15 protein-coding genes are annotated in these 16,257 nt (G+C 69.3%); 5 read left to right on the top strand and 10 right to left on the bottom strand.

The annotated features are described in order from the left end of the window. Nucleotides 1-30: 30 nt before the first annotated feature. Together acs and D187_RS31950 are read right to left on the bottom strand one after the other, a co-directional pair. Nucleotides 31-1,998, bottom strand: a complete 1,968-nt coding sequence (gene acs, locus D187_RS31955; protein WP_002624619.1) for an acetate--CoA ligase — start codon at nucleotides 1,996-1,998, stop codon at nucleotides 31-33. 75 nt (nucleotides 1,999-2,073) lie between these two features. Then, nucleotides 2,074-2,568 carry a hypothetical protein gene (locus D187_RS31950; RefSeq protein WP_002624618.1) on the bottom strand — a complete coding sequence of 165 codons (495 nt, stop codon included), beginning with the start codon at nucleotides 2,566-2,568 and terminating at the stop codon, nucleotides 2,074-2,076. A 73-nt stretch (nucleotides 2,569-2,641) separates the two neighbouring features. Between D187_RS31950 and D187_RS31945 the strand changes: the two genes are divergently transcribed. The 3 genes from D187_RS31945 to D187_RS31935 all read left to right on the top strand — a co-directional run bounded on the left by D187_RS31945 (nucleotide 2,642) and on the right by D187_RS31935 (nucleotide 6,147). Further along, on the top strand, nucleotides 2,642-3,064 hold the full coding sequence (locus D187_RS31945) for an NUDIX domain-containing protein (protein WP_002624617.1): 423 nt from the start codon (nucleotides 2,642-2,644) through the stop codon (nucleotides 3,062-3,064). A 9-nt stretch (nucleotides 3,065-3,073) separates the two neighbouring features. Continuing rightward, the gene (locus tag D187_RS31940; protein ID WP_002624616.1) at nucleotides 3,074-4,300 is read left to right on the top strand and encodes a M50 family metallopeptidase; all 1,227 of its coding nucleotides are present in this window, start codon (nucleotides 3,074-3,076) and stop codon (nucleotides 4,298-4,300) included. A gap of 179 nt (nucleotides 4,301-4,479) precedes the next feature. Further along, the gene (locus tag D187_RS31935; protein WP_002624615.1) at nucleotides 4,480-6,147 is read left to right on the top strand and encodes an ATP-binding protein; all 1,668 of its coding nucleotides are present in this window, start codon (nucleotides 4,480-4,482) and stop codon (nucleotides 6,145-6,147) included. On the opposite strand, the gene D187_RS31930 is transcribed toward D187_RS31935, so the two are convergent. After that, the gene (locus D187_RS31930) at nucleotides 6,139-7,197 is read right to left on the bottom strand and encodes a terpene synthase family protein (RefSeq protein ID WP_002624614.1); all 1,059 of its coding nucleotides are present in this window, start codon (nucleotides 7,195-7,197) and stop codon (nucleotides 6,139-6,141) included. The genes D187_RS31935 and D187_RS31930 overlap by 9 nt on opposite strands. A 362-nt stretch (nucleotides 7,198-7,559) precedes the next feature. Between D187_RS31930 and D187_RS31925 the strand changes: the two genes are divergently transcribed. Continuing rightward, nucleotides 7,560-8,222, top strand: coding sequence for a hypothetical protein (locus D187_RS31925; protein ID WP_002624613.1), 663 nt, complete (start codon nucleotides 7,560-7,562; stop codon nucleotides 8,220-8,222). A 1-nt stretch (nucleotide 8,223) separates the two neighbouring features. Then, nucleotides 8,224-8,739 (top strand): P-loop nucleotide/nucleoside kinase family protein, encoded by a 516-nt coding sequence (locus D187_RS31920; protein ID WP_043432382.1) that lies wholly within the window; start codon nucleotides 8,224-8,226, stop codon nucleotides 8,737-8,739. Between the two features lie 13 nt (nucleotides 8,740-8,752). On the opposite strand, the gene D187_RS31915 is transcribed toward D187_RS31920, so the two are convergent. The 7 genes from D187_RS31915 to D187_RS31885 form a co-directional block, all read right to left on the bottom strand. Then, entirely contained in the window at nucleotides 8,753-9,649 is an 897-nt protein-coding gene (locus tag D187_RS31915; RefSeq protein WP_002624608.1) for a hypothetical protein, read from the bottom strand. After that, the gene (locus D187_RS31910; RefSeq protein ID WP_002624606.1) at nucleotides 9,646-10,776 is read right to left on the bottom strand and encodes an AAA family ATPase; all 1,131 of its coding nucleotides are present in this window, start codon (nucleotides 10,774-10,776) and stop codon (nucleotides 9,646-9,648) included. The genes D187_RS31915 and D187_RS31910 overlap by 4 nt, the downstream gene beginning before the upstream one ends. A gap of 66 nt (nucleotides 10,777-10,842) precedes the next feature. Further along, the gene (gene moaD, locus D187_RS31905) at nucleotides 10,843-11,511 is read right to left on the bottom strand and encodes a molybdopterin converting factor subunit 1 (protein WP_002624604.1); all 669 of its coding nucleotides are present in this window, start codon (nucleotides 11,509-11,511) and stop codon (nucleotides 10,843-10,845) included. 10 nt (nucleotides 11,512-11,521) lie between these two features. Next, a complete protein-coding gene (locus D187_RS31900) occupies nucleotides 11,522-13,354 on the bottom strand; it encodes a PKD domain-containing protein (RefSeq protein WP_002624602.1) in 1,833 nt (610 codons plus the stop codon). A gap of 7 nt (nucleotides 13,355-13,361) precedes the next feature. Beyond that, the gene (locus D187_RS31895) at nucleotides 13,362-14,114 is read right to left on the bottom strand and encodes an MXAN_2562 family outer membrane beta-barrel protein (RefSeq protein WP_002624600.1); all 753 of its coding nucleotides are present in this window, start codon (nucleotides 14,112-14,114) and stop codon (nucleotides 13,362-13,364) included. Further along, a complete protein-coding gene (locus D187_RS31890) occupies nucleotides 14,099-14,986 on the bottom strand; it encodes an MXAN_2561 family MXYO-CTERM-anchored protein (RefSeq protein WP_002624599.1) in 888 nt (295 codons plus the stop codon). The genes D187_RS31895 and D187_RS31890 overlap by 16 nt, the downstream gene beginning before the upstream one ends. Nucleotides 14,987-15,127: 141 nt before the next feature. Further along, the gene (locus D187_RS31885; protein ID WP_002624598.1) at nucleotides 15,128-16,156 is read right to left on the bottom strand and encodes an aspartate-semialdehyde dehydrogenase; all 1,029 of its coding nucleotides are present in this window, start codon (nucleotides 16,154-16,156) and stop codon (nucleotides 15,128-15,130) included. Between the last annotated feature and the right edge of the window lie 101 nt (nucleotides 16,157-16,257).

Raw genomic sequence — 16,257 nt, 5'->3', positions numbered from 1 at the left:
GCCACGAGGAGCCCGGAGGCGAGGGAGGCGCTACTCCTCGTCGCTGCGCAGCGTCGCGAGGACGTTGAGGTCCTCGAGCGTCGTGGTGTCGCCCGTGGTCTGCTTGCCGCTGGCCACGTCACGCAACAGTCGGCGCATGATCTTCCCCGAGCGCGTCTTGGGCAGCCCCTCCGCGAAGCGGATCTCGTCCGGCCGGGCGATGGCGCCAATCTCCTTGCCCACGTGCGAGGCCAGCTCCTTCTTGAGCTCCGGCGAGTGGCCCACGCCCTTCTTGAGCGTGATGAAGGCCACCAGCGCCGTGCCCTTCAAGTCGTCCGGACGGCCCACCACCGCCGCCTCGGCCACGGACTTGTGGGCGACGAGCGCGCTCTCCACCTCGGCGGTGCCCAGGCGGTGGCCCGCCACGTTCACCACGTCATCCACGCGGCCCATCAGCCAGAAGTAGCCGTCGTTGTCCCGCCGCGCGCCGTCTCCGGTGAAGTACATGCCGGGCAGCTCGCTGAAGTACGTGTTCACGTAGCGCTGGGGGTCGCCGTACACCGTGCGCAGCATCGACGGCCACGGCCGGGTGATGAAGAGCTGGCCACCCTGGTTGGCCCCCACCGGCTTGCCCTGCTTGTCGAGCACCTCCGTGTGGATGCCGGGCAAGGGCAGCGTGGCGCTTCCCGGCTTGGTGGGCGTCGCGCCCGGCAGCGGCGAGAGCATGATGCCGCCCGTCTCCGTCTGCCACCACGTGTCCACCACCGGGCAGCGCCCGCCGCCGATCACGTCGCGGTACCACATCCACGCTTCCGGGTTGATGGGCTCGCCCACCGATCCGAGCAGCCGCAGCGAGGACATGTCGTGCTTGCGCGGGATGTCATCCCCCAGGCGCATGAAGGCGCGGATGGCCGTGGGCGCCGTGTAGAGGATGGAGATCTTCTCGCGGGCGATGAGCTCCCACGTGCGGTCCGCGCCCGGGTGCGTGAGCGCACCCTCGTAGATGACCGAGGTGACGCCATTCATCAGCGGGCCGTAGACGACGTAGCTGTGGCCCGTCACCCAGCCGATGTCGGCGGTGCACCAGTAGACGTCCTCCTTCTTGAAGTCGAACACCCAGCGAGAGGACAGCGAGGCGAACACCGCGTAGCCGCCCGTCGTGTGCAGCACGCCCTTGGGCTTGCCCGTGCTGCCCGAGGTGTAGAGGATGAACAGCGGGTGCTCGCTCTCCACCCACTCCGGCTCGCAGACGTCCGACTGCTTCTGCGTCAGCTCGCTCCAGGACTGCTCCTTGCCCTCCAGGCGCAGCGCGCCCTGCGTGGTGCGCTGGAGCACCACCACGTGCTCCAGGTGCTTCATCTGCGGCAGCGCCTTGCGCACGTTGTCCAGCAGCGGCACCACGGCGCCCTTGCGCCAGCCGCCATCCGCGGTGAGCAGCACCCGCGCCCCCGCGTCGTTCATGCGCTCGAGCAGCGCCTCGGCCGAGAAGCCGCCGAACACCACCGAGTGCACCGCGCCCACGCGCGCGCACGCGAGCATCGCCACCGCCGCCTCGGGCACCATGGGCAGGTAGATGCCCACCCGGTCCCCCTTCTTCACGCCCAGCGCGCGCAGGCCGTTGGCGAGCTGGTTCACCTGGCGCGACAGCTCCCCATACGTCACCTTGCGCCGATCTCCCGGCTCCCCCTCGAAGAGGATGGCCGTCTTGTCCGCGAGCGCCGGCAGGTGACGGTCCAGGCAGTTGTACGCGAGGTTGGTGCGCCCCTCGACGAACCAGCGCGCATGCGGCGGCTTCCACTCGAGCACCGTCTGGAAGGGCTCCTTCCAGTGCAGCTCCTCGCGCGCCCGCGCGCCCCAGTATGCCTCGGGGTTCTTCTCCGCCTCGTCCCACAGCCGACGGTAGTCCTCCATGCTGCCGATGTGCGCGCGGCGCGAGAAGTCCTCCGGAGGGGGAAAGAGCCGGTTCTCCACGAGGACGGATTCCAATGCCTGCGGGTTCGGACGCGGTGTTTCAGCCATGAGATCCTCCGGTGTGACGTATCGGAATACCCCCTTTCTAGAGGGCTCGCGTCCGGAGTCTCAAGCAGAGCTTTCCTACTGGCACCCAGCTCCCTGGACGGCCCTGTACTTCACCCAGAGCTGGCAGGCGCACTCGGGCTGCTCCACCCGCGGCTCGATGCGCACGCTCAGCACGCCGTCGAAACGCGTGGCGCACTGCGTCGTGCCTTCCAGGTGCATCCACACCTGCTCCACGAGGCACTGCTTGCCCCGCAGGGTGATGGCCGCGCTGGACTCGCTGCCATCGAGCACGAAGGCGTCATCGCTGAACTCGCCGCGGGGAAGCACGAAGCCGATGAGTTGCAGGCCCCGCCAGTCCGAGGTCATGTGCACGACATCGCCGTCGATCTTCAGCTTGCCGTCCCAGAGCGACTCCTCCGAGGAGAGCAGGCCACAGTCATCCCGGATGAGTTCCTCGGTGGTGAATTCGTAGCGATCCTCGTTCTGGAGGTTGGCGCGGGTACAGCCAGCCCCCAGCCCGAGGGCCAGGGTGCACGGAAGGAACCAACGGAGCAGGGGGAGCGCGGCCACGGCGAGCAGGCTAACGCAGCACGGGCCCACATGCGCGGTGCAATGGGGAGGCCGGCGGCTAGAATGTCGCCCCATGGCCTCGTACAAGAACCCCGTGCCCACCGTGGACTGCATCATCGAGTTGTCCGGCGAGCGCGTCGTGCTCATCCGCCGCCAGAACCCGCCCCTGGGCTGGGCCCTGCCCGGTGGCTTCGTGGACGAGGGCGAGCGCCTGGACGTGGCGGCGGTGCGCGAGGTGAAGGAGGAGACGGGCCTGGACGTGGAGCTGGTGGAGCAGTTCTTCACCTACTCGGACCCGAGCCGGGATCCCCGCCGCCACACCCTGTCCACCGTCTTCATCGGCCGGGCCCAGGGCGAGCCCCGGGGCGCGGATGACGCCGCCGAGGCGCGGGCCTTCCCGGTGGACGCCCTGCCCCGCGAGCTGTGCTTCGACCATGGCACCATCCTCGCCGACTACCTGACCTACAAGCGCACCGGCCAGCGCCGCAAGCTCTGAGCCCCCCGGATGCACTACCTTCCCCTGCTCCTCGCGCTCGGCCTGCTCGTGGCGCTGCATGAACTGGGTCACCTCGTGGCCGCCCGGCTGTTGGGCCTGCGGGTGGAGCGGTACACGCTCGGCTTCGGTCCGCCCGTGCTCTCCTGGCGGTGGCGGGGCACGGAGTACGCACTGGGCGCGGTGCCGCTGGGCGGCTCCGTGCGCATCCACGGGATGAACCCCCACGCGCCGGGCCTGGAGCCCACGGACTCCACGAGCTTTCCGGCGCAGCGCCCCTGGAAGCGACTGCTGGTGCTGCTCGGGGGGCCGCTGGCCAACGCGCTCTTCGCGCTCGGGGTCCTCTTCGCGCTCTACACCACCGGCACGCACGTCGTGGTGCCGCTCACGGTGGGCACCATCACCCCCGGCTCCGAGGCGGCGCGCGCCCAACTGCTGCCCGGCGACCGGCTGGTGAGCGTGGATGGCGAGCCGCTGGAGAGCTGGAGTGGCTTCGTGGAGCTCATCGCGCGGCGGCCCGGACGCGAGCTGCGCCTGGGCGTCGAGCGACAGGGCGAGGAGCGCGAGGTGGTGGTGCGGCCCCGGCTGGACGAGCGGGGCGTGGGGCGCATTGGCGTGAGCCAGCAGTACGTGTACCGCGCGCACGCGCCCGGTCAGGCGCTGCTGCAGGCACTGGCGCACACGGGCAACCTCGTGCTCGAGGGCGCGCGGATGGTGGAGCGATTGCTGCGCGGCACCCAGGGCATCGCCCTGGCCAACCCACTGGGCGTGGTGAAGCAGTCCTCGGGGGCGGCGGGCAGCGGCCTGGGCGCCTTCCTGCGGGTGATGGTCAACCTGTCCATGGCCCTCGCCTTCTTCCACCTGCTCCCCCTGCCCTCGCTGGACGGGGGACGCATCGTGTTCGTGCTCATCGAGTCGATCAGCGGCCGCAAGGTGCCCGCGCGGGTGGAGACGCTGGTGCACGCGGTGGGCTTCGTCGCCCTGTTGGGCCTGGTGCTGACGGTGTCGCTCGCGGATCTCCGCCAGCGCGTGGGCCGTGCCCAGCAGGGGCTCGACGCGCGCGAGCCGGGTGACAGCCCCCTCTTCCTCTGGGAGAAGACCGGAAGTGGCACCAGGCCCGGCACCACCTCCGCCGTGGACGACTGCCCCGCCCGGCCACCGGATCCTTCCGGAACCACCGCCGCTGGCTCCCCGAAGGCCGCTTGCACCAAGACCGAGGCGGGGGGCGCTCCTCCCTGAGTCCTCGCTCCAGGCCGGCCGCCTTCCCCGCGTGGCCATCCACTCACCGGCTCTCGCACTCGTCTTCCTTTTCGTGAAAAATCACGAAGTCATGGAATTGGTACCGGATGCGAATACCCAGGGAGTGGTTTGATGGACTCCGGGGTCCAGGGTTGGGAGGGAGTAGGGATGGAGAGGGGATGTCGGCCTTGAGGCGAGGGGGCGACGACGGGCAACTGGCGCTGGGAAGAGAGACGCTGTTGCGCGCCCTGGTGGAGCTGGAGCAGGCCAACCCGGAGGGCTGCGTGGCCCTGTGCGCCGTGCGGGATGGGACCCAGGCCATCATCGACTTCGAGTTCATCTTCTCCAACGACGCCGACGTCATGAAGCGCATCTGTCCGGGGCTCGTCGTCGGGCGCAGGCTGAGCGAGGCCGCACCCGAGGCGCTGAGCAGCCAGTTCGCCCTCTTGCGCCAGGTGGTGGAGACGCGGCGGGCCGCGCGGAGCGAGCCGCACGAGGCGGGCTGCTGGTTGCGCGGCACGGTCACCCCCTTGCTGGACGGCGTCCTCGTGCGCTTGCAGGACGTCACCGCGCTCGAGCGGGACGCGCGGGAGCGCGAGGCGCGACTCGAGCGGGAACAGTCGGGCCGGCGCGAAGCGGAGATCCTGGCGCGAGAGCAGGCCGGGCAGCTGCTGGTGGCCCAGGAGAAGCTGGTGCGCTCCGGCGGGCTCATGGTGGCGGGCCAGCTCGCCACGGGCGTGGGGCACGAAATCAACAACCCGCTGGCCTTCGTCACCGGCAACCTGCACGTGGCCCTGGAGCAGCTCGGCGCGCTGGCGCGTGAGCTGCCCCCCTCCGCCGCCGAGCGGCTGCGCGAGACGACCCGGGCCCTGGACGACGCGCGCAAGGGCGCCGAGCGCATCCGCGCCATCGTGAAGGAGCTACGGACCCTGGCGCGCGTGAGCGACACCCGCACGGAGCCAGTGGACGTGGGCGCTGCCCTGGAGCTCAGCCTGTCCATGGCCATGCCTCACATCCGCCATCGGGCCCAGGTGGTGCGCCACGTCGTGCCCGTGCCGCGCGTGCCGGGCAACGAGTCCAAGCTGGGCCAAGTGCTCCTCAACCTGTTGATCAACGCCGCCCAGGCCATTCCCGAGGGAGACGCGACCCGCCACGCCATCACCGTGGGGACCCGGAGAGAGGGCGCCCAGGTGGTGATCGAGGTGCGCGATACCGGCAAGGGAATGAGCGCGGAGGTCCTCGCGCGCATCTTCGAGCCCTTCTTCACCACCAAGCTCCCCGGCGAGGGCACCGGCCTGGGACTGCCCATCAGCCTGGACATCATCCGGGGCATGGGCGGCGAGATGAAGGTCCAGAGCGAGCCCGGACGCGGGAGTTCCTTCCAGCTCGTGCTGCCCGTCCTCGACGAGGCCACGGCCCCGGAACTGGCCCCTCCGGTGGTGAAGCGCCAGGCGCCGCCGCGCCGGCGCGTGCTCATCGTCGACGACGAGCCCGCCATCGGCGCGATGATGGTGCGCGTGCTCGGGCGCCACCACGAGGTGAAGGTGGTGCACAGCGGGCGCGAGGCGCTCGAGCTGTTGTGTGGGGAGTCAGGCTACGACCGGGTGTTCTGCGACCTGATGATGGGGGACATGACGGGCATGGATCTGCACGCGGCGCTCGCGCGGCGGCGGCCCGAGTACCTGCCGCGCGTCATCTTCATGACGGGAGGAGCCTTCACCGACCGGGCGCGGGCCTTCCTCGCGGAGTCCTCGGTGGAGAGCATCGACAAGCCCTTCGAGGCCGGCTCCCTGCGCGAGCGCGTGGAGCGGCCCCTGCCGGGCGAGCGGGAACAGCACTCACGCTAGGAGCTGGAACTGCCCCAGATCGTAGCGCGGGCTGGTGAGGTGCCACAGCAGGCTGCCGGAGATCCACTGGTCGCACACCTTCCAGAGCGCCTCCAGGGGACCGGGGGCGCGTGGACGCATCGCCAGGAAATCGCCGAACCGGGCCGCGTAGAAGTCCTTCGCGAACGACACGTACTCGTGGCCGAGGGGGAAATAGGACTTCAGACGCAGGTGCTCCTGCTCCTGCTCCTCCTCCTTGCGCAGGGACAGCACGTCGTTCTGCAACGCGACGAGGTCAGCCGCGGCGTGCTTCATCCGCTCGGCCGCGTCCCGATGGCGCGCGGGCAGAGGTCTGCCCAGGTAGGCGAAGCAGAACTCGAGCTCCGGCCGCATGCCGATCGTCATGCTCCGGTTCTCCAGGTAGCGCGAGAGCGGCACCTGCTTGTCGAACTCCAGCAGGAAGCCCTCGTAGTAGCCGCGGATCTCCCGCACGATGCGCGAGGTGTCGAGCCCCTCGCGCTCGATGTCCTCCAGGACGATGCGCAGCAGGGCGCTGATCATGTTCACCCACGGCAGTCGGCTGACGTGGCGCCGGTCCTCGAGCCAGGCCGACAGGTCGCGCACCACCGCCTCGCGCAGCTCCGGCGGCACCGAGGACCCATCGACGAAGTAGTCCAGGGCGAAGAACCAGTCCATCCGATCCTGACTGTTCTGGAGGTAGGACGGGGAGACCGTGCTGCACGTGTAATAGGTGAGCAGATCGAAGTCCCCTTGGAGCAGGTGCGCGCGGAGCTTCTCCAGCGCCGGAAAATGCCCGCGCCTGCTCAAGTCCAGGGACACGGGATACGTGCTCGCGATGACTCGATAGTTGGAGAAGTCGATGGGCCAGGCGATCCGGTGCCGCGTGCCATCCACCTGGATGTCGAAGACGGCCTCGTTCCTTTCCGACAGCGTCTGGATGAGCGCGTCGATGCGCGCGTACCGGGGATCGCGACGGATGACCCCCAGGTTCGGCGGAACCCTCGCGACCATCTGCTTGTCATTGAAATGGAACGCGACACTCGCTGCCATCTGGCAACTCCTCATCCTGGTGGATTGAAACAGGCGGCCCCCCTCCCGGGCGCAGGCCAGGCAAACAAGCACATCATGGAATACGAGTAAATGGGAGAAAGACGAAAAGACACACGGCCCCCTCGTCTCCCAGAGCCAACCCACCTGATTCCCATCCTCCAAGGAATTCCTCCCGGATGAGACATGAGAGTGAAAGTCCATGGCCTCCTTGAACGGGTTCACGCCCCGTGACGACGAGCGGGCTCGCCCGCCTGGACAGAGTCAGCCCACGGCGTACGGGGCTCGTCCTCCGAGCAACCAGGAGGGGCCTCGCGGGGCGGGGTCACACCGATAGAATGGAGCCACGGAGACAAGGGCCGTCTATGCTCCCCACGCCCATGAAGACCAAGGCGAGCCACGACGGCCTGTTCTGCGAGCTGTATTGGGGGACCACCCGGAATGAGGCCTGGAACTTCGGCCCCGAGCAGACGCGCGTGCTCGCCGCGCCGGATGAAACGGTGCCCCTGCCCCTCTACGGCTTCACCCTGCCGGAGGAGCCCTTCCTCATCGCCGAGCGCACCCCGGAGGGCTACCGCGTCTTCGTGCCACCCGCCTCGCGCGTCGAGCGCAGCCGGCGAGGCGAGAGCTTCCAGCCGGTGCCCGACACGGAGCTGCGCCGCTCCGGGGCCAGTGCCTGGGTGGAGCTCACCGCGGAGGACCGGGTGCGCCTGTCCCAGGGAGACCTGTCCCTGCTGCTCGCCCCCTCGGTGGCGGGCAAGCGCGCGGGTGGACTGGGTGCACGCGACCTGGGTCTGCTCGCGATGCTGCTCGCCCTCCTGCTCAGCATCCCGGTGGGGTTGCTCCTCGCGGGGCACTCGCCCGAGCACATGGCGGAGTCCAACGCCCGCGCCCTCGCCGCCGCGCGCGAGAAGGAGCAGGCCGAGCGCAAGCGGCTCGGGGTGGACACCCCGGCACGTCCCCTCTCCCCGGACACCCTGCCCGACGCCGGCGTGCGGACGCTGCCTGGCAGCTTCGGCATCCACTGAGATGAGCGTCGGGCGTCCCGTGCTGCACTTCATCGCGGGAAAGGTGGGCTCGGGCAAGACGACGCTCGCGCGCGGGCTCGCGCTCGAGCTGCCCGCGGCGCACATCTGCGAGGACCAGTGGATCGCCCTGTTAGGGGGTGAGGTGAAGACGCTGCGCGACTACGTGCGCCACTCCACGCGCTGCCGCGGACTGATGGGGCCACACCTGCGTGAGCTGCTGCGCGTGGGCACCTCCCTGGTGCTCGACTTCGCCGCGAACACGCCGCGCGACCGCGCCTGGGTGCGCGGCATCTTCGAGCCCCTGGGGGCCGACCACGTGCTCCACGTGATGGATGTGCCGGAGGCGCTGTGCCTCGAGCGGCTGCGCCGGCGCAATGCCGAGCGGCCCGAGGGTCTGTTCTGGTTCGAGGTGAGCGAGGCGCTCCACCACGAGGCGGCGAGGTACTACGTGCCGCCCACGGAGGCGGAGGGCTTCCGCGTCGTCCGTCACGACGCCGCGTCCCTCGGAGACGGATAGGAGGCCCGCTCGTTCAGGGCGAGTGGCCGGGTGCGGCCGCCGTCGGCGGCACTGCCGGCGCGAGGTTTCTGAGGAGCCCTCCGCTCCGCCGCGCGGTGAGTGGTGCAACGGGACCAGGAGACTGCCAGTTCGCGCCGATGCCCTCGGCGAAGTCCTCGAGCAGAGCCCGGGCGTAGTTCTCACGGGCCTCCCGAGCCGTCACCTCCGACCAGGCAAGCTTCTCCAGGGCCAGCGCCCCTTCCTTGGTCTCACGGTAGGCCCGCTCGATGCTCGCGTTCGGATCGCACAGGTAACGGAGGTATTGCTTGGGGTGCCGCCGGTGGGGCTCGACTGCGTTGGGTGCTCGCTTTTCGAGCCATTGACGATAGGCGGGGTCGTCCACCTCGAAGGCCTCCGTATCGCGCTGGGCCACGTCGAATCGGCTCGCCGCCTTTGCTCCAGCGCGCTTGAGTGCGGCGGGCTCCGCGTAGAAGTAGGCCTCGGGCATGGGCACGAAGAGGTGGAACGAGGCGCGGCTGCGAAGGCGCTCGCGCACGCGCGTTTCGCTGGCCAGAGAGAGTTTTCGATCTTTGATCGTCAGTTCGATTTCACGCGCAAGGTACTCAGTCACGACGTGCGGTTGGTCCACGTTGACCAATTCAAGATCGTCGACGGCCAGCACCATATCTGGAATAGCATCAGGATACCTACCTGGCTCAAGTGCCGACACAATCGCCTGTGCCATGTCCTGGGCGCGAGTCTTCAGCCCCGGTACCCGTCCCGGGTGAGTTCCCAACCTGCTCGACGTGAAGTCCTGCACCTTCTGCGTCAGAAGGAAGTTCAACTCATGCGCTGGGAAGGCATGGCGCAGCGATGCCGCCAGCGCGACCCGTTCCATATCCCCGGTCACGACGAGTTGCACCCGGCTCATGTCTTCGGCTGCACCTGGGGTGCGATCGTCTGATTCATGTAGAGGTCGCCGAGCGCGAAGTTCCGGAGCCACTCCGGATTCTGGTGCTGGTCGAGCCGCACGGGGAGGGTCTCCTGCCACGGCTCCATGATGAAGACATGGTCCAGTTGATCATTGAACTCGTTCAGCAACGTCGGTGAGTGCGTGGCGAGCAGAATGGTCAGCCCATGTGTCTCGGCGCGTTCTCTCATGAGCGAGATGAGCCGCTGGATCGCATACGGATGAAGACCATTCTCTGGTTCGTCGATGCAAATGACGCCCCGGTCGCGCCCTGATGCGATCGCGCAGAGTATGAGAAGCGCCATGAGGAGACCATTCGGGGCGAGATGCATTGGTGTCGGATCCCCACCTCCAGGCCCATAAAACTGAGCGGCAACAGTCTGGCCGGCGACCGCAAAGTCGAGGTCATCGAATAGATCGGGAAAGCACTCTCGCAGGCCGCTTCGCACCCATTCCCAACGAGGCCGGTACTCTCTTTTCCCCGCGATCCAGTTGCGCAACACGGTGAAAGCATTGCGCCCGTCTGGATTGAGCCAGACGTCCGTACCCTCTCGCGACCCTTCCCTCTTCAGTTGCCAGAAGGCATCAAAGCTGTAGAGAACCGAGGTCGACAGGGTGGCCACCAGCGAATCCATCGCGGTCCTCAGGTCTGGGCTCGCCTCCGCCACAGCATCCAGGAAGCCTTGATCGCTGGCATTCTTGCTCTTCTCAAGAACCCTGAAATTCGCCTCACCGGCTCGCTGTTCCGCCACGACTTCCTGCTCGATGATGAGAAGTTCGGGAACAGGGACGACGACACCGAGCCCACCTGTGGATGGTTTGGCCTCCCACCTCACATCTCCGACGGTGAGTGCAAACCGAACGGGCTCGCTGGCGGCAGCTTGCCTGTGACGAAACAGGGCGGCGCCACCATGCGCGTTAAGCGCCTTTCCGAAGCCATCCACCGCTGCGGACCGCAGAAAGGCCAGCACACTCAGCAGCGTCGTCTTGCCGCTGCCGTTGGGCCCTACGAGTGCACACACACCATCCGCCTTCCAGCGAACCCGGCGCAGGGCACGATAGTTGTCGACCTCGAGTTCGAACCCCATGTGGCCTCCGGCGCGGAAGATACTCACGGTTTCTCGCTGGGGACCAAGGCTCAAACGACGCCCTCGTCAGGGCCCCAGGCCCACCCACACCTCGCCATCCTCGAAGAATTCCTTCTTCCAGATGGGCACGTCCTGCTTGAGCCGTTCAATCGCGTGCTCGCACCCGAGGAACGCCTCCTTGCGGTGCGGCGCCGCGGCGGCGATCACCACCGCCAGCTCGCCCGGGTGCAGCGTTCCCACCCGGTGCACGATGGCCAGCCGCGTGCCGTTGAACCGCTCGGCCACCTCGGCGCCAATCTCCGCCAGCTTCTTCTCCGCCATCGGCGGATAGGCCTCGTACTCCAGCCTCACCACGCGCCGGCCCTTCGTCTGGTTGCGCACCGCGCCCGAGAAGGTGACGAGCCCGCCCAGCGCCTCGCTGGCCACCGCCTCCACCACTTCCTCCAGGCGCAGCGGCCGGTCCACCACCCGGAACAGCCCACCGGAGCCCCCCGCCACCGGGGGAATCAACGCCACCTCGGCGCCCGGGGGTACCTCGGTCTCGGACGTGGAGAACTCCTGGTTCACCGCCACCCGCAGGTGGGGCAGCAGCGGCGCGAGCCCGGGGTGGCGCGAGGCCAGCAGGCTCAACACCTCCCCCACCCGCGCGCCCGCGGGCACCTCCAGCGACTCGCGCGCGAGTCCCGCGCGCTCCCGCGCCGCGGCGAAATAGAGAATGGTGAGTGAGCTGGACACGGCGGCAACCTCAGCGCGAGCGCAACACGGTGCTCATGCGGAAACGGCCGCCCCCCTGCTCGGGCGCGAAGTCGAGGAAGAGACTCTCGACGGGCGGCAGCTGATCGATCAACGTGCCCACCAGGGCACGCGCCACGGGAAGCTGCTGCGGCGGCACGCCGGGCACCTCCCGAGGTGAATCCAATTCGGAGCGCACCCGGCCCATGTCCACCATGGCCGACAGGTGGCCCGGCTCGAAGCCCTGGGCCCCGAAGCGCTGGCGCAGCTCCTCCCCCACCCCGCCCTGCGCCCGCGCCTCCAGCGACTCGCCCCCGCGCAGCGTCAGCCGGTCCGCCGTGAGGGTGACGTCCACCGGCTGCTCGAACACGCGCGTGCGCAGGCGCGTGGCGCCCTTGTCCTTGAGCACCTCGAAGGGCTGCCCGCGCGACTTCAGCACCCCGGTGAGCCACTCCAGCACCGGCTCGGAGCGCACGAGCCCCGCCTGGAACAACACGCTGCCGCGCGGCTCCGGACCCCGCTCGCCCTTGAGCAGGTTGCGGTAGAAGGCCGGCGCGTCCAGGTAGGCCAGCAACGACAGGTCTCCGCGCAACGCGCCCAGCATCCCCTGCACGCCGGCCGCGTCGAGCCCCTGTCGCGCCATGCGCTGCTCCGTCTGCGCGCGGCGCTCCGAGCCGGGCGAGCCGAAGACGAGCTTCGCCAGCGTCTCGGGAGGCAGGGACACCGTCAGCGCGGCGATGGGCCCCAGGGGCGCCCGGGCCAGCAGCTCCGAGCCCGGCGCCGTGCCTCCCTGGAAGAGCGACCTGTCCGACACCACCCAGCCCTCCAGGTCCGCCCGGGTGTCCTGGAACGTCAGCGCCGCCCACAAGCCCTGGATGCTCGCGGAGGCGTCATTGCCCTCGGGGCGGGCGAAGACGTGCACGTGGCCCGCGCCCACCTTCGCGCGCATCGACGTGAGCAGCGGCTGCTCGGACAGCCCCGAGCCGCTCGCGCCCTGGATGCGCGCGCGCACCTCCTCCACCGCCGCGAGGCCGTCATCGCCCACCTCCGCCAGCACCTGCTGCGGCGTGCCCTCCTCCTGCTCGGACTCCGACTCCGGCGCGTCCGGCACCACGACGTACAGGTAGCCGCGATCCGGGAAGACGACCATCGACATGCCATTGTCCCGCCGCAGGAAGACGGTGCCCTGGGGCTCGCGCCGCACCACCCGGGCGCCCCGCGACTGCACCTCCTTCACCACCGCGTCCACCGCGGCCTGGGTGTCCGCCACGCCCAGCAGCACCACGGAGCCCTCGAAACGCGGCAGGGAGAAGAAGCCCAGGCCCTCGTCCGGATCCACGATGCGCGCCTGTCCTCCCGTCACATCACGCAGCACCAGCGCCAGCAGGGGAACCGCGTCCAGCGTCTGCAGCACCTGGGACTCGCCCACCAGTTGCGACATGAAGCCCATCAACGGGTCCACGTTGCCGCGCAGTTGGGGAAAGAAGAGGGCCACCTCCGCGTCGTCCGGGATGGCGCGCAGCACGGGCCGGGACACCACCGTCAGCGTGGCGCTCGCCAGCACCGCGCCCTTGTCCAGCGCCCGCACCGCGTAGGTGCCCGGACGCTCGAAGGCGTGGGCCACCCGCGCGCCGGATTGGGCCGGCGAGCCGTCACCGAAGTCCCAGGACACCACGGGGGCGTCCCGGCCCTCGGCGCCGAAGTCCACCGGCACTCCGGCCTCCACCGTGCGATCCCCCCCGGCCTCGGGCTTCACCGCCCGGTGGCAACCAGGAGCCGACAGCACCACGGCCACCACGAGAACCGCCATCAGGGCCCGCACGGAGGAGCACGGAGGGAGTGTCATGTAGGGCCTAGTAATCCAGCGCCAGACCGAACATCCAGTAGGAGTCCGACAAGTTGAAACCCGGCCGGCCAAAGCTGTTCACTTTCGAGTACGTGTATTCGGCGAAGACATAGCTGTGGTTGATGCCCATGTCCGAGTCGAAGTCGCGCGCGAAGCGAGGCTCCAGCACGTCGAGCATGAAGGACAGACCGACGGCCACTTCCCAGCCGTACCTGACGCCGGTGCCCTTGCGCGCGGGCACCGCCGGGCTCCCCTCCACCGCGTCCCTCCCGGGCGCCGAATCGAGCTTGCCGCCCTTGTTCGTCCACCACGGGACGAAGACGAGCCCTGGCTTGACGTAGGGAATCAGCGGGAAGCCCCATTGGAACGCCGGGTAGTCGAACCGGTAGACCGCCCGAAGGTGCAGGGGAACCACGTGGAAGCTCTGACGCTCCGCGCTCGGGCTGCCATCCTCGCGCAGGGCGTAGCCGTACTTCTCCGCGTAGCCCGCCGACACGCTCAGCCCCGCCGAGCCGATGCCCTGGTAGAAGAAGCGTTGAACCTCCAGTTCGAAGAGCAACCAGCCGCCCGACCCAAAGACATCCGAGAAGGGAGAGCCGTTCAGCCCTTCCTCCGCGTCGACTTGCGGCCGGTAGCTACCGAGCCGCAACTCCACGGACCCGCTCCGGGGCGACTGGGTGGGCGCGTCAGAATACTCCTGGGCCTGGCCGGGGAGCGCGGCGAGAAGCACCGCGACACCGAGGGCTACTGCTCGAGCCATGAACGATTTCTCCTTGAGAACAACCAGAAACCCAGGACGGCCAGCACCGCGCCGCCCGCGACCCCACCGCCCACCGCCCCACAGCCGCCCATCTCCTGCCCATTCGCCCCGGCGTAGTGCTCCATGAAGCCATACGTCTTGGTGGGAGTGACCTGCACGCGCGCACTCGGCTCGCTCTGGTTACCCGCTTCGTCGGTGACGTAGGCATCGACCTCGTAGGTGACGTCATTCTCCAGCCCATCCACCAGGATGGCCCCCTTGCCCACCGACCAGTCCACCGCCCGGACCTCCACATTGTCGCGGTACACCCTCACCCGCCCATTGATGGCATCGCTCGGCGCGTTCACGGTGATGCTCGCGGCCTGGTCAAACCCGCTCGATGCGGAGACCGAGGGTGTGGCGGGCGGCATGCCGTCGTAGATGACCCTGGCCGCCGTGGCACTCACCGCCGTGTTGCAAGAGCCGAGATAATCACCCTGTTTGGTGGCGCCGCACAGCGTGAACGTCCTCTCCTCGGTGGTGCCGCCACAGCCGCCCGGCCCGGCATCCGACGCACCGAAGGGCAGCCTCGAGAGCGCGAGGTTGAAGGTGCCCGTGTTCGAGCCCTGGAAGGTCGCCAGGGAGACCTCGTCCAGCGGGACATCCCCCTTCGAGGTGTCGACCGCGGCCTGACATGCGCCCGTCGTCGAAATCCAGAGAGTGAGCCTGTCGCAGGGCTGAATGGTCCGCGTCCAGGTGACGGTCACGGGATTCGGGCAGTCGGCCTTGCCAAAGCGCAGCGTCTCTCTGTTGGCGGTGCCGAACGTGAACTTCACCTGAGCCGAAGCCGCGGTGGACAGAAGCAACGCGGTCGTGAGGAGGAAGGTACGCATGGGTGCGGAAGAGGTTAGCAAGCCAGGGGCCAGGAGGAATCCGGCCCCCGCCCCCTCCGGCACCCGGAGGGGGCCTCCCCACCCGCCGTCAAATGGGCAGGGACGGCCGAAAGGACATTGCCAAATTGTCAGGCCAAAGGGTCAGGAGGGACGCGCGGCGAGCCGCAGACCGGCCTCCACGAGGTTGAGGGCGGCGCCCCGGCCGGCGTTGTCCACGGTGGCGAAGAGGGTGAGCCACTCGGGGGACTGGGGGAAGGAGCGCAGGCGGCCCACATGGACGGTGGGGTCCGCGGTGACGAGGCTGGGCATGGGGTAGACCTTCTCCCCGGGAGAGTCGAGCACCTTGAGGGCGGGCGAGCCCTTGAGCGCGGCGCGGGCCTGGTCCACCGGCGCGGGCTTCTTCAGGCGCACATGGAGGCTGAGGCCATGGCCGTGGAAGGTGGGCACCTGCACGGCGGTGCCGGCCACCACGGGCACCTCGCCCCGGGGCGCGAAGAGGCGCGCGCACTCCAGCGTCCAGCCCGCCTCCTCCTCCGTCCACGGCGAGTTGGCGAGGAAGGGGAGCACCTGGGGCACCAGGTTGAAGCCCACGCGCTGGGGGAAGGTGTGCGCCTCGGGGTCGCGCCCGGACAGCAGCGCCGCCGTCTGCTGCTCCAGCTCGCGCACGCCCGCGTTGCCCGCCGAGGACACCCCCATCATCGCCGTCACCTGCACCTGGGCCACGCCGAACGCCTGGCGCAGCGGCTCGAGGATGCACGCCAGCGCGGTCGTCACCGCCGAGGGCAGCGCCACCAGGCGGCCCTTGAAGTTCGCCTCCAGCAGCTCGGAGTTGAAGCCGGGGAGCACCAGCGGCACGGCGCCCTCGGCCCGGAAGGCGGAGCTCACGTCCACCACCCACGCCCCCGCCGACTGCGCCAGGTGCGCGAGCGAGCGCGACGCCTCCGCCGGCGTGGCCAGCAGCACCAGCCCCATGCCCCGGAAGGACTCGGCCGAGACCTTCTCCACCTCCAGCGTCTCCTCGCCGTAGTCCAGCTCCTCGCCCGCGGAGCGCTCCGAGGCCAGCAGGGTGAGCTGCTCGGCCGTCACCTCCCGGTCGAAGAGCGTGGAGACCACTTCGCGTCCCACCACGCCCGTGGCGCCCACCACGGCGATTCGCAGGTTCTCGTTCATGGCGCCCCCTTTACCCCAAGCCCCGGCCAGGTGGGTCCCGCTTCTCGCCTCCCACCCCGCCGGATGTCACCCCGCCCCCTCCTCGGGCGCCGAGGCCTCCC

Source organism: Cystobacter fuscus DSM 2262, from assembly GCF_000335475.2.
GTDB lineage: Bacteria > Myxococcota > Myxococcia > Myxococcales > Myxococcaceae > Cystobacter > Cystobacter fuscus.
The sequence above is the reverse complement of the archived record's forward strand: the minus strand, read 5'-3'. Positions and strand labels throughout refer to the sequence as shown.